At 46.1% G+C, this 17,054-nt stretch carries 21 protein-coding genes; 13 read left to right on the forward strand and 8 right to left on the reverse strand.

The genetic code is table 11. The features are described 5' to 3' along the window. The first annotated feature begins 102 nt into the window (after window positions 1–102). The 8 genes from ACJ2PR_RS15015 (at window position 103) to ACJ2PR_RS15050 (ending at window position 7,421) form a co-directional block, all read left to right on the forward strand. The gene (locus tag ACJ2PR_RS15015) at window positions 103–843 is read left to right on the forward strand and encodes a hypothetical protein (protein WP_446877584.1); all 741 of its coding nucleotides are present in this window, start codon (window positions 103–105) and stop codon (window positions 841–843) included. 495 nt (window positions 844–1,338) lie between these two features. Continuing rightward, a complete protein-coding gene (locus ACJ2PR_RS15020) occupies window positions 1,339–1,836 on the forward strand; it encodes a tetratricopeptide repeat protein (protein WP_446877596.1) in 498 nt (165 codons plus the stop codon). Between the two features lie 246 nt (window positions 1,837–2,082). Continuing rightward, window positions 2,083–3,189: a reverse transcriptase domain-containing protein gene (locus ACJ2PR_RS15025; protein ID WP_446877585.1), complete on the forward strand. Its 1,107-nt coding sequence runs from the start codon at window positions 2,083–2,085 to the stop codon at window positions 3,187–3,189. Window positions 3,190–3,231: 42 nt separating this feature from the next. Next, entirely contained in the window at window positions 3,232–3,510 is a 279-nt protein-coding gene (locus ACJ2PR_RS15030; protein ID WP_446877586.1) for a hypothetical protein, read from the forward strand. A 2-nt stretch (window positions 3,511–3,512) separates the two neighbouring features. Then, a complete protein-coding gene (locus tag ACJ2PR_RS15035) occupies window positions 3,513–3,926 on the forward strand; it encodes a PIN domain-containing protein (RefSeq protein ID WP_446877587.1) in 414 nt (137 codons plus the stop codon). 140 nt (window positions 3,927–4,066) lie between these two features. Then, window positions 4,067–4,495 carry a hypothetical protein gene (locus ACJ2PR_RS15040; RefSeq protein ID WP_446877588.1) on the forward strand — a complete coding sequence of 143 codons (429 nt, stop codon included), beginning with the start codon at window positions 4,067–4,069 and terminating at the stop codon, window positions 4,493–4,495. A 49-nt stretch (window positions 4,496–4,544) separates the two neighbouring features. After that, window positions 4,545–6,563 carry a single-stranded-DNA-specific exonuclease RecJ gene (gene recJ / locus ACJ2PR_RS15045; RefSeq protein WP_446877589.1) on the forward strand — a complete coding sequence of 673 codons (2,019 nt, stop codon included), beginning with the start codon at window positions 4,545–4,547 and terminating at the stop codon, window positions 6,561–6,563. Between the two features lie 21 nt (window positions 6,564–6,584). Next, the gene (locus ACJ2PR_RS15050; protein WP_446877590.1) at window positions 6,585–7,421 is read left to right on the forward strand and encodes an alpha/beta hydrolase; all 837 of its coding nucleotides are present in this window, start codon (window positions 6,585–6,587) and stop codon (window positions 7,419–7,421) included. Between the two features lie 145 nt (window positions 7,422–7,566). Here ACJ2PR_RS15050 and psb30 read toward each other — a convergent pair whose 3' ends face one another. The 3 genes from psb30 to ACJ2PR_RS15065 form a co-directional block, all read right to left on the reverse strand. Continuing rightward, window positions 7,567–7,686, reverse strand: coding sequence for a photosystem II reaction center protein Ycf12/Psb30 (psb30, locus tag ACJ2PR_RS15055; RefSeq protein WP_446859577.1), 120 nt, complete (start codon window positions 7,684–7,686; stop codon window positions 7,567–7,569). A gap of 192 nt (window positions 7,687–7,878) precedes the next feature. Then, window positions 7,879–8,283: a hypothetical protein gene (locus tag ACJ2PR_RS15060; protein ID WP_446859576.1), complete on the reverse strand. Its 405-nt coding sequence runs from the start codon at window positions 8,281–8,283 to the stop codon at window positions 7,879–7,881. Continuing rightward, window positions 8,276–8,605: a hypothetical protein gene (locus ACJ2PR_RS15065; protein ID WP_446859575.1), complete on the reverse strand. Its 330-nt coding sequence runs from the start codon at window positions 8,603–8,605 to the stop codon at window positions 8,276–8,278. Before ACJ2PR_RS15065 ends, ACJ2PR_RS15060 begins: the two co-directional genes overlap by 8 nt. Window positions 8,606–8,927: 322 nt before the next feature. On the opposite strand from ACJ2PR_RS15065, the gene ACJ2PR_RS15070 reads away from it, so the two are divergent. Both ACJ2PR_RS15070 and ACJ2PR_RS15075 read left to right on the forward strand, forming a co-directional pair. Beyond that, window positions 8,928–9,239 carry a DUF6883 domain-containing protein gene (locus ACJ2PR_RS15070; protein ID WP_446871013.1) on the forward strand — a complete coding sequence of 104 codons (312 nt, stop codon included), beginning with the start codon at window positions 8,928–8,930 and terminating at the stop codon, window positions 9,237–9,239. Between the two features lie 10 nt (window positions 9,240–9,249). Further along, the gene (locus ACJ2PR_RS15075) at window positions 9,250–9,474 is read left to right on the forward strand and encodes a DUF4926 domain-containing protein (protein ID WP_446871012.1); all 225 of its coding nucleotides are present in this window, start codon (window positions 9,250–9,252) and stop codon (window positions 9,472–9,474) included. Between the two features lie 62 nt (window positions 9,475–9,536). On the opposite strand, the gene ACJ2PR_RS15080 is transcribed toward ACJ2PR_RS15075, so the two are convergent. The 3 genes from ACJ2PR_RS15080 to ACJ2PR_RS15090 all read right to left on the reverse strand — a co-directional run bounded on the left by ACJ2PR_RS15080 (window position 9,537) and on the right by ACJ2PR_RS15090 (window position 11,458). Beyond that, window positions 9,537–9,824: a type II toxin-antitoxin system RelE/ParE family toxin gene (locus ACJ2PR_RS15080; RefSeq protein ID WP_446871011.1), complete on the reverse strand. Its 288-nt coding sequence runs from the start codon at window positions 9,822–9,824 to the stop codon at window positions 9,537–9,539. Continuing rightward, window positions 9,821–10,084, reverse strand: coding sequence for a hypothetical protein (locus ACJ2PR_RS15085; protein WP_446871010.1), 264 nt, complete (start codon window positions 10,082–10,084; stop codon window positions 9,821–9,823). Before ACJ2PR_RS15085 ends, ACJ2PR_RS15080 begins: the two co-directional genes overlap by 4 nt. 246 nt (window positions 10,085–10,330) lie before the next feature. Next, a complete protein-coding gene (locus tag ACJ2PR_RS15090) occupies window positions 10,331–11,458 on the reverse strand; it encodes a M12 family metallopeptidase (RefSeq protein WP_446877591.1) in 1,128 nt (375 codons plus the stop codon). 825 nt (window positions 11,459–12,283) lie between these two features. Between ACJ2PR_RS15090 and ACJ2PR_RS15095 the strand changes: the two genes are divergently transcribed. The 3 genes from ACJ2PR_RS15095 (at window position 12,284) to ACJ2PR_RS15105 (ending at window position 14,089) form a co-directional block, all read left to right on the forward strand. Then, complete coding sequence (locus tag ACJ2PR_RS15095; protein ID WP_446871008.1) at window positions 12,284–12,478, forward strand: type II toxin-antitoxin system VapB family antitoxin; 195 nt, start codon at window positions 12,284–12,286, stop codon at window positions 12,476–12,478. Between the two features lie 193 nt (window positions 12,479–12,671). Then, the gene (locus ACJ2PR_RS15100; RefSeq protein WP_446877592.1) at window positions 12,672–13,442 is read left to right on the forward strand and encodes a Uma2 family endonuclease; all 771 of its coding nucleotides are present in this window, start codon (window positions 12,672–12,674) and stop codon (window positions 13,440–13,442) included. A 65-nt stretch (window positions 13,443–13,507) separates the two neighbouring features. Beyond that, on the forward strand, window positions 13,508–14,089 hold the full coding sequence (locus ACJ2PR_RS15105; RefSeq protein ID WP_446877593.1) for a Uma2 family endonuclease: 582 nt from the start codon (window positions 13,508–13,510) through the stop codon (window positions 14,087–14,089). A gap of 76 nt (window positions 14,090–14,165) precedes the next feature. Here ACJ2PR_RS15105 and ACJ2PR_RS15110 read toward each other — a convergent pair whose 3' ends face one another. Beyond that, the gene (locus ACJ2PR_RS15110; protein ID WP_446877594.1) at window positions 14,166–14,663 is read right to left on the reverse strand and encodes a helix-turn-helix transcriptional regulator; all 498 of its coding nucleotides are present in this window, start codon (window positions 14,661–14,663) and stop codon (window positions 14,166–14,168) included. A gap of 518 nt (window positions 14,664–15,181) precedes the next feature. Further along, window positions 15,182–16,582 carry an ATP-binding protein gene (locus ACJ2PR_RS15115; RefSeq protein WP_446877595.1) on the reverse strand — a complete coding sequence of 467 codons (1,401 nt, stop codon included), beginning with the start codon at window positions 16,580–16,582 and terminating at the stop codon, window positions 15,182–15,184. Between the last annotated feature and the right edge of the window lie 472 nt (window positions 16,583–17,054).

Here is a 17,054-nt window from a genome sequence, read left to right on the forward strand (position 1 = left end):
GCGACTGAAATGATTAGGGTTGGTTACATTGGGGGAGTGAAATTTGCTTGCTATCCCCCAAACTTCCCCCAAACTTTTTGATGTTTGAAGACTGCCCTAACTATGCCTAGCTCTCAGAAAAAATCCTATGGTTCAATTGTGCAAACTCGCGCCTGCCGAGTGTTGAAAGGGATTTTGGAAGCAACAAAAGCAGGGGAAGGCAGTGATCCAAAAAAGTTGCAGTTTCGCTGGCAGGAAGAAGCAGGAAGCCAGAAAGTGACGATCGAGACGACGCTGCAAACTTTGATGCACGTTACTAATCAAGACGGACAAGCAGCCGTGACGACGACGCATGTGCGAGAAGCATTGGTGTCGATGCGGGATTTTCTAGGAATTCTGCAAGACCATCGCGTGAAAACGAAGGGTGAGGCGAAGTGGAATTTTACGCTCTCGCTTCGGAGTCAAGATATTCAGCGCAATCTGAACGAGTTTGATGAGCTTTGGGAAAGTAAGCGATCGCCCAGATCTAAACCCACGCCCACCCCGGAAACTAGCCAAAGATCTGTCTCAGAAGCCATTCCTGAATCCCCCAAGCTTGAGTCGCCCCCGCTCAAAAATCAACAGAATGTATCAGGCGATGGGCAGGGAACCCAGCTCAACAACGCAGAAGCACCAATCATCGTCGGTGCCAATCCAGTAGTAAACACAAATCTACGTGAACGTAGGGCTGACACTTCTGAAAAGACAATTTTGATGTTGCCAGCTAGCCCTGAAAGTACTGCAAAGCCACGATGGAGAGAAGAACTCGTAAAAATTAGAGGCGCGATAGACAGAGCTAAAAACGATGGGAGATTTGAAGTATAAGAAAGACCTTATGTAGGATCATCCGATCTGTCTGAGGAGTTAACGAAGCTCACACCTTTTGTTATTCACATTTCTGGATGTGTAGATGGAGTTGAGAGGCTATTCCTCAAAGATACTGATCAAAATATTGGCAATAGTAGCCAAAAGGAACTGATAGGTGATCTGTTCAGGGAACACGCAAAGGAAATAGAAATAGATTGCATTATTCTGAGCGGCTGCTACCTAGAAGAACAAACTAGAGAAATTGTCCAGCATATTAACTTTGTAATTGGGATTACTGCTGACCTCGAAGAAGTACATGCTGTCAAATTTCTGAATGAATTCTATTATCAGCTAGCCTCAGGTCGAGAAATAAAGGATTCGTATCGTCTCGGTTATAACCTTATTCAAAGAGAAGGTTGTTCTGAAGAATCTGTCTTACCCCAACTTTTCACTAAACATGATGAGGTAAGACGTAGAGATTTAGAAAAAGAGTTAGATACTTGCCTTAAGCAGATAGAGCAAGATCCGAACAATGTACAACTCTGGAAGCGGAAAGCCGACATATCGACAGATTTAGGTCGTGTAGACGAAGCAAATGATGCCTATGAAAAAGCATCTTTACTCGCTCCTAAAAACCCTAGCATTCGAGTTCGACAGGGTGACGCTTTAGAGCAGCTAGAAGAGCATGAGAAAGCAGATGCTGCTTATGGCAAAGCCCTTGAGCTGGACGAGAAAGACTACGAAGTTTGGTGGAAGAAGGCTAAAACGCTTGTCGAACTTGGAAGAGACATGGAAGCTGGAGAATGTTACAAAAATGCTCTCTCGCTTCTGCCGCCTTCACCAGATGATTATGTAATCTGTAGAGAATACGGCAATGCTTTAGGCAAACTGGAGCAATTTTATCAAGATATATTGCTGTACCAAACATCACTGTGCTTACAGCCCAATTATCGCATTGCCAATTATGATAAGAAGCAGGCATATAAGAAAATCTATGCCAGAAAGCGGTAATACCTACGTTTTAGGTTATTATTTGAAACAGAACATCTGTAGAGATATTAATTTCCATTGACTAATTGCGATGGTGTATTCCGGAGCTAACTATAGCCCCTTACTTTACCCTTACACTACCTTTGTACAGTTTGTGTATGTACGACTTGGGCGGAAGACGTAAATATTGCTCTACAGATGTTCTACTTCTTGCGAGCAAGCATCATTCAACAACTCTTTGCAAAACATCTCTGATTAGTTTTGACAATGTACATTTACAATTCTGAAGCCAAATCAACGCTATTCTTGTATCAGAGTTGTGATGAGCTGAAAGAACTTTTTTTAGCGCTCAAAGAACCAAGTGACGTGGCTGATCTCCTAGAGGTTTCTTATGGTCGGTTGAGGTATCATATCTCAATATTTCCTGAAAATAAGAGGTATGTAGATTTTTCAATTCCCAAGAAGTCGGGACAGGCTCGAATAATATCCGCTCCTTGCACACCATTGAAAATTTTACAGAGAAAGCTGAGTCAAGTTCTTTATAGCGTCTACGAACCAAAAGCGGCTGTGCATGGTTTTGTGCCTACTAGAAGTATTTTGACAAATGCAGAACAGCATGTACATAAAAGATTCATATTGAATATTGATCTGAAAGACTTTTTTCATAGCATTCGCTTTTGGCGAGTTCAGGGGATATTTATGAAGCCCCCTTACAATCTTTCCAGAGAAGTCTCTACGACTTTGGCTAAAATTTGTTGTCATCTAGAAAGGCTACCGCAAGGTGCCCCAACATCGCCGATCGTTTCTAACATGATCTGCGTACGCATGGATAGCGAACTGCGAAAGCTAGCGAAGGAATATAAATGTACATATACAAGATATGCTGACGATATAACCTTCTCTACAACTTTACTGAATTTTCCAAATGAACTAGCACATCTGGAAAATGATGCAGAGATATCGAAAGTTGTTTTGGGAGAGAAACTGAAGTTAATAATTCAAGGCAATGGCTTTGAAATCAATGATAATAAAATCAGACTGCAACACAAAAGTAACCATCAGGAAGTTACAGGATTAACTGTCAACAGATTTCCTAATGTAAAACGGAGTTTTGTACGCGAAATTAGCTCCATGCTTTATGCTTGGGATAAATTTGGATTGGAATCAACGGAGCAGAGATACCATGACAAATATGCTCAGGACATTGATAGATCTGGTCATAAACCTCCTCCATTTAAAGAGATTCCTTCATTTAAGGAGGTGCTGCGAGGAAAAATTAATTTTCTCGGTATGGTTAGAGGCAAGGACAACGAAATTTATTGTACGTACTCAAAATGGTTTCATGAGCTTTCAAGGAGAGAATTGACGAAGTAATTGTGTGTGCAAGCTAACCCTAAACGTTTTTCGAGGTGAATCATGATTGAAATCACGATCGAGGAAATCTCAGAAGATTTGCCTGCCTATCTACAGCGCGTTCAGGCGGGAGAAAGCTTTGTCGTGTTGCAAGCAGGAACACCCGTTGCCCAAGTTGTACCACCGCAGCCGGAAGTGAGATCGGATCGGGGAAAAGATTTTCTGGAATCTCTAGCCAAATTTCGAGAAGAGATGCTTGCTGAAGGGATTGACCTTGACCCTGACGAGATTTTTAGGGATGTCAGAGATCGCACGCCTGCTCCTAAAAATCCGAGGTGGTAGACTTGCGCTTTCTGCTTGACACCAACACGATCTCAGAACTGTTTAGGCTCCAGCCCAACTTAGCCATTGAGACAAAATACGCACAAAATATCGATGATATTGCGATCGCATCTGTGACATGGCATGAGCTACTTTACGGCTTTCATCGTTTACCGACTTCTCGAAAAAACGAAGAATTGGGCTTTTTCTTGCGTCAAATCATCCGCCCCAACGTTTCAATCCTGGACTATGGTGAGGTTGAAGCAGAGTGGTTTGCAATTGAGCGGGCAAGGCTAGCTGGAACAGGACGAATGCCTTCGTATGCAGACGGACAAATTGCAGCAGTCGTCGCTGTTCACAATCTTATTCTCGTTACTAGAAATATTTCTGATTATTCTAATTTCTCAGGGTTAGCGATCGAGAACTGGTTTGAATGATTTTGCAGTGATCGCTGGATGACACAAGACATTTTTTGCGATCACAGTAGCCCCGATCAGGTTAACTTGGTTTGCTTAGCACTCATTCTACGTGATAATCAAACTGTCTGGTTTTGCGGACACCTCTTGGAGTGTTTGATATGGCTTCTAAATGGTTGATTGTTCTCGCAGGAATGACGATTTTCTCGACTCAAGCGCTGCATTCTGGTCAAGTGTCGGCTCGATCGTGCGCCAGTAATTGCCCGCCGCCTGTTCTGCAATTTACACCAGGGCAAAAGATTCGAGTACAGGTGATCAATCGATCGGAGAATCCCGTCCAGATCGAGAAAGTGTTTGGCACCGATCCTGCACTGATTAATCAGGGACAACAGATCGAATTTGCGCGAGGCGGCAGTAGCGAACCCAATCTGTCAGTCGTTTTTTGGGATATGACTTCTCTGGCGCTAAAATCCCGTGTCTCAAAACCCAAACCCGATCTTCTATTGATCGAATTGCAATCCGAAAAACGATATCCGCCAGGCGATCGCTCCGTCTACATTCGCAACGATGGACGAGTTGAAGTGTTTTGAATCTCCCAACTCTCTTGTAAGATGAGCTAATCTTTTTGAGCGATCGCCTGTGTTAGAGTTGCCGACTTCCCAATCGATACGCACCAAAATTCCTGATCAACGCTGGAATATTTTTCCGGCTCAGGTCGAACAAGCCAAACAGCTTGCACAAAGGACAAATCTTTCTCCTTTATTGGCGCAAGTCTTGCTCAATCGCGGGCTTTCGACCCCCGAAGAGATTCAAGGATTTATCGACCCTGACAAGCTGGATTTGCCTTCGCCGATGGAGGATTTTCCAGATTTGCCGATCAGTCTAGAATTGCTAATCAATGCCATTAATCAAAACCAGCGAATTGCAATCTGTGGAGACTACGACGCAGACGGCATGACGAGTACGGCTCTGTTGCTGCGATCGCTGCGTTTTTTGGGTGCCAGAGTCGATTACGCGATTCCCAGCCGCATGAATGAAGGCTACGGCATCAATGAGCGCATTGTCGAAGACTTTCACGAAGATGGCGTGTCGGTGATTCTCACGGTCGATAACGGAATTGCCGCCCACAAGCCGATCGCCAGAGCCAGAGAACTCGGACTCGTGATTATCGTGACGGATCACCATGATCTGCCGCCGACCCTTCCCGATGCCAATGCGATTCTCAATCCCAAATTAATTGATGAAGCGTCGCCCTATCGCACGATGGCAGGGGTGGGAGTCGCTTATATTTTGGCGCTGTCGTTGGCCAAAAGTTTTGGTAAAGCGAGAGAACTGCGGGACGTGTTGTTAGAGCTTTTTACGCTGGGCACAATCGCTGACCTCGCCCCGCTCACCGGAGTCAATCGTCGCTGGGTGAAACGTGGCTTACAACTGTTGCCCAAATCCAGGCTAGAAGGCGTTCAGGCGCTGATCCAGGTGGCGGGCTTGAGCGGGGAAAAAAATCTCAAACCAGAAGCGATCGGGTTCCGCTTGGGGCCTCGGATCAATGCAGTAGGACGATTGGCAGATCCCCAAATTGTGATTGAGTTGTTGATCACCGACGATCCTGGAGTCGCCTTAGAGCAGGCAATGAAATGCGAACAGATCAATCAACAGCGTCAGCAACTCTGCGAACAAATTGAACGAGATGCGATCGACGCTTACGAACAAGGATCAGTGAATGCGAAGGACGATCGCGTGATGTTGCTGGTACAACCGGATTGGCATCATGGTGTGATTGGCATTGTGGCATCTCGATTAGTCGAACGATACGGCGTTCCGGTATTCATCGGCACATACGAAGATGAATTGAAACAACACATTCGCGGATCGGCGCGGAGTATTCCAGAGTTTCATGTGTTTGAAGCGTTGGAATGCTGTAAAGATCTGATGCTTAAATGTGGTGGACACAAGGCGGCAGGCGGGTTTTCGTTTGAGGCAAATCAATTAGAAGCCATTCGATCGCGCCTTCGCACGTTTGCCCACAGTTCGCTCGAACCCGAACACCTCAAACCGCTGGTCACCGTCGATGCTCAAGCAAGTTTGAGTCAAATTGATCTGAGCTTTTATCAACAAATTGATGCCCTTCAGCCCTGCGGCATGGAAAATCCTGATCCGGTTTTTTGGACACCCAATGTCCGAATTAGCGACCAAAAACTGATTGGCAAAGGTCATCTAAAAATGATGGTGAGCCAGGAAGATTTGGATGCAGAAGTCTTGATGCCGAGTCAAAAGTTGACGGCGATCGCGTGGCGGTGGGGCGAATATTATCCCTTGCCAAAATATCTGGATATTGCCTATCGCGTCAGAACTAATGAATGGAATGATGAGGTTTCAGTTCAGCTAGAAGTGGTGGGCGTGCGGTTGCCCAGTGCAAAGTCGGCGGTTGAGTTTTCTTACAGTCAGCGTCATTACACCTGCACATTATTGGAGCGAGGCGACACCAAAGAGTTGAGAATTCGCAATTTCAAAGGTGAAATTCTCTCAATTCAAAAAGGGCAGCGCATCGGAACGCTGGGCAAAACACAGCAAGCCGCCAAACAAGTCGATGTGTCGCAACCGCAGTATTATCATCTGATCAAAGCCGCACTTCAAGCATTAGAAAGTTCCAAGGATTGATCTTCTACAGGCGATCGCACCATGAACAAAAGAACGCTAAATCGCTTGCTATGGGGAGATTTTACACTGGAACGGTTGGCGCGATCGCTGCTCTTTATCTACCTGGCGCTGGGCATCTTTGCTTACTTTTTCTCAGAACGTCTAATTTTTCAACCTCAGCCCACCAGCTATCAAGACAGTCCCGACATTCTCAAGCTAGAAACGCCTGATCGCATCCAGCTTTCGGCCCTTTATCTGCCCAACCCTAGGGCAACTTACACATTGCTCTACAGTCACGGTAACGCCGAGGATCTGGGTGACATTCGCCCCACTTTAGAAGACCTTCGTACGGTTGGATTTTCGGTGTTTGCCTATGATTATCGGGGCTACGGAACGAGTCAGGGCAAGCCTTCAGAGCAAAAATCCTATCGCGATATTGAAACGGCTTACTCTTATCTGACGACAAAACTGGGCGTGAGGAGCGATCGCATCATTGCCTTTGGGCGATCAGTGGGCAACGGGCCAACCATCCATCTCGCGACCCAAAAGCCGATCGCCGCACTGATCATCGAAAGTGGATTCACTAGTGCATTTCGCGTCGTGTTGCCGATTCCGATTTTTCCGTTTGACAAATTCCCCAATCGCGATCGTCTCAAACTAGTGCGCTGTCCCGTTTTGGTGATTCACGGTGAGAACGATCAGGTCATTCTTTTTTGGCATGGTCAGGCTCTTTACGATGCAGCCAATCAACCCAAACAATTTTTTGCGGTCTCAGGAGCCGATCACAATGATGTGGCAGAAGTCGCGGGCGAATCCTACTTCAAAGCGCTGCAAAATTTCGTCACTCTGATTCAGAAGAGACCTGAGACAGAAGACTAGAAGCCTGCTGTGTTCAAAATCCAAAAAGACACGAAAAAGCCCGATCGTAATAACCGGGCTGTAGAGCTACTCTCTCTTAAAACTAAAAACTTATTGCTAACCTGTCTGAAACACTCATCAAGCTGTAGATATGACTGAAATCTCTTTAGAGATCACCGCCACGAAACGCCAACACAAAAATCACGACTGGCCCCGCAATTACAATCGCCGCTAACAAACTCAACTGAGCGATCGCCTCAAAGTTGATGTTACTTAAAAACTCCATCTGCCCTCCCAACAAGCCTGATAACGTCTAATTGAATCCTGCAATAGTTGATATTCTATCGGTCGATCGTATCCTTTTTAAGGAAATTTACAGAACTTAAAGAAACTCAAACGATGAGCAAAATGATTCTTTATGACAGCCAATCAAGGTGCGATCTCGCTTCCAATGATGGTTAATCGTTCTTCAAAGGCTTTAACCTATTGCGATACTTCGCGCCACGTCCGCGCCTATCAACCGTGCCAGCGTTGCCGAAGCTTCAGCCAATTCTAGGGCTAAACTCGCTCGGCGCTCAGTTCGTTGTTCTTGCCAGAGCTGCCTTGTTAAGGCTGTTATTCTGTCTCTATAAGCTTCTGAAGATCTGCCTACTTGAGAAACTTGATTGTGAAATTGTGGGGGAAGTCCTAAAGCAGCAGCGGCTTCTACCTCTTTCATTGCCAATATTGCGGTTGCTTCAGCTAGTTGAAGCGTGCTGTTCATCAACCAGATAGCGCTCTCTTGATGCCAATCATGTTCTAAAAACTTGGTTAAGCTAACCACCCGGACTTGGCAAGCTCGTAAAGAGCGAGGATCACCAACCTGGATTGACTGATTATTCATTCACTCTAAACTCCCTTAATTCAACCCTCAAAAGCTGCCGTTCTGGTTCGCTGTAGATAAATCTTACGCCTATTACAGCAGTTTGTGGCTCAATCTGAACAGGTTGTTGAGCCTGAGTAGGATTCACTAACGGATGCCTTGCCATTACCTGATATCTGCCAATGGGTAAATTGAAGAAGAGGACTTCTGCCAGGAATAAATCAACAGGTTGAATGTGCAGGAGAATCTCATCTTGAAGCAAAAAGACCGTGAGTAATTCTCCTTCAATAGAGGACATAGCAACATCATCTTGATTGCGAATCACCACGTACAGATCCGGCATTAGTCTTTTCAGAGTCTTTTATCGTAGCAAGGCATCTCAATTTACCCGAATTGCGAAATGATTGAGCGATCGCACTGTGAAAGAATAGGGAAACAAGATCGCCCCTCAGCAGCCAAGAGATGTAGAGCGCTCAATGACCAACAATGAGAAAGCGATCGCGCCTTTATGTTTCAACAGGTGTGGAGCGATCGCCCAGTCAAGATTGGGAGAGCGATCGTCGTTCATTACATAAAAACCATCTCAATGACAAAGACGATCGTTGTTTTTGTTACGCTTGGAATAAGCTCTCTAACCTTCTATAGCAACGCTTGATCCAAATGCTGTGGTTGCAAAAGCAAAGCTGACGGAGTATCTATTGGTTCCATTAGCTAAGGATGATAAGTCAGCTAAGGATGATAAGTCACAGTTTTTAGCTCAAGCTGGCTATACCATCAAGAACTGGCAACAGCTTGAACGAGATTTGAGAGAGCAGATTCTTTCACTGGAAGCAATACCAACCGTTCAAACTCGATATGAACAGAAGTATGCAATTACTGGAGAGTTGAGTAGCCCTAATGGGGTTACGATTCGAGTTAAAACAATCTGGATTGATACAGGTGAAGCGACTCAATTTGTGACGTTGTTCCCGGCATAGGAGGTTCGGTATGAAATTTCAACTTTTTTCTCAGGTTGCTTTGCGGGAAGATATTCCTGCACTGAATTTAATGAAGGGGAGCATTGGGACGATCGTGGAATGCTATTCAGGCTCAGATAAACAAGAAAATGGATACAGTTTGGAAGGTTTAATTCCTCAAGATACGGTTGAGGTTTCTGAGTCTCAAATTGAAGCGATCGCATCCTCGATTTCAACTGTTCGTGCCGCAAGATAAACCGCGATCACTCAATTCAACAACGATCGTGCCTTGGTGTTTCAAAAGGTGTGGAGCGATCGCTAATACACATCATCATGATCGCCAAGATTTAGCAACAAAATTCCATCTTCCTCGCTTTCTCCTGGGTTTGCTACAAACTCAAAGAGGATGCGATAGCTATAGTCGATCGAGCAAGCCCAAATTCCAGCAAACTCACCCGACAGCTTATGAGTTTTTAATGTGGGATGGAAGGGATCGTCAGCAAGTTGTTCCAGGGTTTCTTCAATCATGGGGCGCAGTTGAGGGTTTTGGCGCACCATACGCTTAAACGCACGTAGAGATTTTGGACTCCAGGCAATTTGTCTCAAGCATCTAGCTCCGCTAGAAAGTCTTTTACAGAGCCGTACTGAATGCGACCTTCTGCAACATCTTGGCGAACTTCTTGAATTTCTTCTAGCAGTTGTTGACTCTGTTGTCGCCGCAGCCGTTTCGCTAAAATCTCCAGCAACAGTTGACGCTCTTCTAGCGATAGAGCTTCTGCAACCTCGATCGCTTGCTGAAGTCGAGAGTTTCGTAGGGCATCCGCCATAGATTTAGACAAGTGAGTGAAGACGGTCACTCTCATCATAATGTTTGTTGTTAGCGATCGCGCTTTCTGCGTCTAGATTATTCAAACAGAAACGCGATCGCTCAACTCAACAATGAACAACGATCGTGCCTTGGTGTTTCAAAAGGGGTGGAGCGATCGTGTTTCAGACTAGAACTGACGATGTGATTGGTGCCGCTAATGACGGTCAAGCCGGGTTCGATTGCATAATGACTAATGACGAGGAAGCAATCACGCCTTTGCATCTCAAACATTGCTATAAAGAAGCTACTGAGATTCATCCCATGCTTTGTGCCATAGTTCTTCACCATCACCACGGACAAAAACATCAAGCCGATTAGCTCTCCAAGAGGCTACTCCAGGAGCAGAAGACATCACACCCTTAGGATCTTCCATCCAAGCGCCCCATTGGTTTTCAGAGTACACCTTGTGCCACAGACGATTATTCTTACCCTGAGTAAACACATCAATGCGGTTAGGTGCCCACGAAACTGCCGCAGGAGCAGAGGCTAATTGCCCACCTAAGTTCTCCCAGTCACTCCACTTAGATTCACCCCATGCCTTGTGCCACAACTGATCATCATCGCCACGGACAAAAACATCAAGTCGATTGGCTCCCCAAGAAGTAACCGCAGGCGCATCAGACATAACACCTGTAGGATCTTCCATCCAATCGCCCCAACGGGCTCCATCCCAAACCTTATGCCACAAACGATTATTCTTACCCTGAGCAAAAACATCAAGTCGGTTCGGTGCCCATGAAACCGCCGCAGGCGCAGAGGCTAATTGCCCACCTAAGTTCTCCCAGTCACTCCACTTGGATTCACCCCATGCCTTATGCCATAGTTCTCCTGTCTCGCCACGGACAAAAACATCAAGTCGATTGGCTCTCCAAGAAGTAACCGCAGGTGCAGAAGACATAACACCTGTAGGATCTTCCATCCAATCGCCCCAACGGGTTCCATCCCAAACTTTATGCCACAAACGATTATTCTTACCTTGAGCAAAAACATCAATGCGGTTTGATGCCCACGAAACTGCTGTAGGAGCAGAAGCTAATTGCCCACCTAAGTTTTCCCAATCACTCCATGCGTTTCCGTAGAATAGCTTTGCTCCTTGTATATCTGTTGCACTCAATCGTCCACCATTGTTCCAAGTAGGATTGCAGTAGTTCATGACAGAACTTATATCCCATACACCTACGTTTGTGTCACCGTCGCTGCCTTGTTTAGGTTCTTTACAAGATGATGGCTTATCAGAACGGTTTTGCTCATGAGCAAAACCCATTGCATGACCAAACTCGTGTACAGCAATTGACCGAATACATCTTTCTCTATTAGAACCAGCGCTACAGTTGCTTTTTTCCCAATTATTAAAGGTGAAATTTAACACCATACCGGGGGTTAGTCCATCTAATCGCTTTCCTAAACCTTTTGTATGAGGGCCCTCATCAGCAATGCGAATACGAATTCCATTTGACGTAGATGGACATGCACCTCAGCCAGTGAAGCGAATTCCAGATATCCTTTCCCACGTATCTCCAACTGAAGAACGCACCCACGCTTTCTCAGTATCAGAGCCTGACGTTTCCCAGCAAACAGGAACTGGTTCTGTCCAGATTGTTTTTGATGCAATGTTAAGCGGTTGTCTTCTTATTGCAATTTCTTGTGCCAGGACACTTTGTAGAATTCCTGAACAGGTGAGAGCGAGAAGGAAAGCGATAAGAAAAGCGATAACAGAACGCTGTAATGGGTATTTCACGATTTTTCTAAGAAATTGCGAGGGTTACGTCAAAGATGTTTACGGTCTGGGTCTTAATCTAGCCTGCCCTTTCAAATTCAGTCGCACATTTTCTTGCGATCGCCCAACACAATCTTGCTAAATCTATCGAAATTGTTGTCGATCGTTTGAAAGGAAATTTCTCCCCTCTAATCGTCTTAATGAAAACTTGATCGCAAAATATTGCACTTTTCTCAAAATTTTCGTCGGGTAAAGCTTGTTTGCCTGAAAGTAGATGATGAGCAGGTTGCGCTATGCTAAATCCAGATTAGATTGGGCGATCGCGGTTGGAAGATTCAACCTGAATTGCGAGAGATGCGACCGCCCAGGCACCAACGATGAAAAGACGATCATGCCTTTGCATTTCAAGAGAGGTAAAGCGATTGCCTTCCAGATAAGAATAATGAAATAATCGAGACAAGTTCCCATTCAGCTAAAGTCATGAAAACTAACGTAGAGATTGATGATGCTTTAGTTGCAGATGCCCTCAAAGCGACTGGGTTAACAGCTCAACAGGAAGTTATCGAACTCGCCCTGAAAACCCTGATTCAGATCAAGCGGCAGGAAGCGATTCGCTCCTTTCGAGGTCAGCTACCGTGGGACGGCGATCTAGAAACCCTGAGAACGAACGAATGATTTTGGTAGATTCCAGTGTGTGGATTGATTACTTCAACGGTCAAACGACACCACAGGTCGATCGACTCGATCAATTGCCAAACACACAACCCTTAGCAGTCAACACTTTTGTCAGGTAAAGCTTGTTGATCTGAAAGTGAGAGGATGAGAGGCTGCGCTATGCTAAAGCTAGATTAAATGGGGTGAAATGTGAATGGCTGAAACCCTAACTCAGACAACAGCGGCTCCCAATGATTTGCCGCCACAGTTTCCCGACCACACACAACTCCCAGAGTCGGATGGTTCGTTTGTGAAGAATTTTCAGGAGCATCCCCAATCTTTAATCTTGACGGACTCGATCGCTACAACTTTAGAGCGAATTCATCCAGACGGGCAATATGCGATCGGACAAGACTGCGGCATCTACTGGCGCAAAACGGAGCCACCTGAAAAAGGAGCGGAAGCGCCGGACTGGTTTTATGTGCCCAACGTTCCGCCCAGACTGAAAGGGGAAATTCGGCGATCGTATGTGTTATGGCGAGAATTTATTGCCCCGACGATCGCGCTAGAGTTTGCCTCTGGCGATGGCAGCGAAGAACACGACCAAACCCCGCTTTCCTATTCGGAAGACAGTGGAATTATCAGACCTGGCAAATTTTGGGTATATGAGCGAATTGTGCGGATTCCTTTCTACGGCATCTTCTTGATCAACAGTGGTGAGTTGGAGATGTATGAACTCGTGGGGGGGCAATATCAACGAATGACTGCGAACGATCGTGGACATTATCCGATCGCGCCAATGGAAATAGAAATTGGTGTCTGGGAAGGCGCTTATCAGAATCAAAATCAACGCTGGTTGCGCTGGTGGAGTTTGCAGGGCGATTTACTTCTGACGGGTAGCGAACGGGCGATCGTCGCAGAGGCAAAAGCCGCTAGGTTGGCTGAACGGTTGAGAGAACTAGGGGTTGACCCAGATTTGATTTAGCAATTTGTGGAGATTGCACTCAGCTTAAGCCAGCGATCGCTTGTACATCACCAGGAAAAATCGCCATGAAAACCACCACGCGCCGCATGACCTTAGAAGAATATCTGGACTATGACGACGGGACAGATACTCGCTATGAATTAGTGAACGGGGAATTAGCTGAAGTGCCTTCTGAAAGCGACTTAAACAACGAGATTGCGATGATTCTACTCTTTGCGATCGGCCAATTCGTCAACCCCAAGCTCCTGCGACGGGGCACTGAGGTTGTGGTCAATGGCTATCGAACCACGACGCGGATTCCTGACCTGATGGTGCTAACCGAAGACCTTGCGGCTGCCCTGACTGGAGCAAAGCGCAGCGTTGTGATGCCGGATATGCCACCGCCTGCCCTCGTGGTCGAAATCGTTTCTCCTGGCACGACTAACGAAGCGCGAGATTACCGTTACAAGCGTTCCGAATATGCAGCGCGCAGCATTGCCGAGTATTGGATTGTCGATCCGCAGCAGGCACAGATTACGGTTTTGACGCTGGTTGCAGGATTGTATGAGGAAGCGGTTTTTAAGGGGAACGATCGTCTCATTTCTTCCACCCTTCCAAACTTAGATCTGACTCCAGAACAGGTGCTACAAGCAGGCGCAAGTGAGTAACGGACGATCGCAATTAAAAGGTTCAATTCGCGAGAGGTGCGATCGCCCTACCAAGCGAGTTAGAAAGGATGACGCACTACATTTTGCGAAATTGCGTTGGTGAAACCTTGGTGTAGCAACGAAAGTATCTGGCAAGGTGGCTCTGGTTATTGAATCCGCACTCTAGCGCAATATCTGTCACTGTAAGTTCTGGTTTCCTCAAGAGTTGTTTTGCCTGTTCCACCCGTTGTTGCATCAGGTAGCAATGGGGACTCAGGCCAGTTGATCGCTTGAACATCCGACAGAAATGGTACTGGCTGATGTGCAGATTAGCCGCCATGTCTTCCAGCAATAGCTTCTTGCCTAAGTGTTCGTTGATATAGTCGATCGCCACATTCAACTTATCTTTGGGCAATCCATCGTCATACGATCGGAAGACATGCTTGCGAGTGGCATAGTGCTTTAGCAATTGGGCAGAGAACGCCGTTGCCAACGAATCAGCATAAAAACCGTCTCCAATGCCATCAACCTCCAGATCTGCCTTGAGTGCTAATCCAAGTTGATGGAGCAAGCGATCGACTCTCTTCAATTCCAACAAAAACTCAACTTAACTGTCCAGCATAAACGATGTTCCGCTTCCCTCCTAGCTTCCGTTTTAAGCTCAATCAGTTTTGTCAGTCAAGCAGGGGTTTCAACACATTGATTGACAGCAGATTCAAATGTTTTCATCCGATGACTCAGAATGGCTGGGCGATCGCTCCCTTGCAATGCTCTATTTAATGTAAGTTCGACGGAACCTTTCGCTGCGGTTGTCAATCCAGGCAGCCCCCTAAATCCCCCACGAGTGAGGGACTTTGAATCAAACATCTTGTCTGAAAGTCACCCAAAGTTGGGGGGTTGGGGGGCAGAAGCTGTAAACACCGAAGCGAAAAACTCTCATTGCTCGAATTCACGTCTATTTACATCGTTGTCAAAACAGACGAATAGAGTGATTACAGAAGTACTTGACATCAATTCGACAAAGTTATTCGCTTCGTTATTTAGCACTTTTGCCCAACCGCCCAATTCTGGGGGACTTTGAAACAGAATTCATGTTTGGTTACGTTTCAATTCTCAAGCGAGGGGTAAGAGAATTTCAAACTCGGTGCCGATCGCTAATTTCGTCTCCTCGGTCGGATTGATACAGGAATAGACTCGAAACTTGCCGCCGTGTTTTGCGGTGATGATGCGGTAGCTGGTGGTGAGGCTGGTTTCTTTGGGAGTGGTCGATTCGGTTTGAATGGCATCCATTAACTGTCGCTGAGTTTCGGCGGTCATTTGTGCGCCATTGTCTCCAATGCGAATCGAGACCCAACGCATTCCGCTGCCTTCGATCGAGCAGACATCTGTCGTGATCGTAATCTGAGGAGAAGTAGAAGTCGTGAGCAATCGACCACTGGGTAACTGTAATTCGGTGCCTAAGCGATCGCTGATTGCCTGATTGAGTAGAAGGTCGATCGCTCGACTCAAAATATTCATAAAAACCTGGCTCAGTTGTCCGATAAAACAGGGGACAGGCGGCAAATGACCGTAGTTTTTATGAATTTGAATTTCACTGGTCAATCGACTTCTCAACAGTAATAAGACGCTATCTAAACAGGCGTGAATGTTGGCAGGTTTGGGATAAACTTCATCAATATGACAAAAGTTTTGTAGCCCGTTTGCCAGTTTTGAAAGCCGCTCTGCTCCAGTTTTAATGCTGTCTAACGTTTTGGGTAGATCTTCTTGAATGTAGTCGAGTTCGATCGTCGCTTTGAGGGTTTGAATTTCTCGCGGCTGTTGAGGAAAGTGCTTTTCAAAAGCGGTGATTAGCGCTAACAAATTGCGGCTGTAGTCTCCAAGGTGGCTGAGATTTCCCCAGATAAAACTGACAGGATCTAAGATTTCGTGAGCCACGCCATCAACAAGTCGCCCCAGACTGGCCATTTTGTCGCTTTGCAGCATTTCAACTTGTAGCCGTTCGTATCTGACTTGAGTTTCGATGCCGCGAATGTGCCAGTAGGCGATGTTGAGTTCGTGAGTGTCTAATAGGCGGTAGACTCCGGGTTCGAGTTGTAGCACGATCGGGTCACGGAGCAAATCGGGCGATCGTCGCAGGGCTTGTTGTGCGCCAAGTAAAATCGGGGTGTCTCCACTGAGAATGAGATTTTTGGTCTGGGTGTAGCTGTGCAAAACTCCCAACGGCTTGTGGAGAAACAGTTCTATCCCATGAGGGCGCAGCAAATACTCCAATAGACACTGACGAGAAACCATGCCGACAAACTGATTTTCGCGGGTCAAAATCACACCTGGCAACAGTGGATATTGCTGAAACACTTGAGCAACTTGACTGCCCAAACAGCGCAAATCTACCTGAAAGTTATAGAGCGGCAGTTCTTGTAGCGTTGATTCTAACTGGAGGGCATCCGTTTTCCCTTGAGACAAAACGGGCGGGGTTAATCCTGCGTGAAACTCGGTGACGATATCAGAAAACATCAAAAGCACCCATCTCGCTTTCTAGGCTTTTTCTGACTCTACACTGCCCAAATTTCTCTCAGTTTGCTCAGTTGCGAGCGGTCAGACGTACGACACTGAACGTTTGACATTAACTATTGAACATTGATTAAAACTACATAGATTCGATGAAATCTTTCGCTATGGTGATTAATCCACTCAGCCCCCAATTCCCCAACCGTGAAGGACTTTGAAGAGAATGATCCGAAAGCCCCTCAGAGGATGTTTGAAAAGTATCGTTTATCATATCTACCCGCCCCCAGCCTGTAAGTCTGCCCCCAGCCTGTAAGTCTGCTGTGTACACACAAGTTGATCGATCGGTCATTGCTGAGATCCTTCGCCCCCTAAATCCCCCATTTTTGCTTGTCATTACCAAGATCTCCTATCGTAGAAGTAAAGGAGGTAGAGTGAAGTCATGAACCTAGAAAACCTAATAACGCCTGATAGGTGGGCG

The organism is Phormidesmis sp. 146-33 (genome assembly GCF_052939515.1).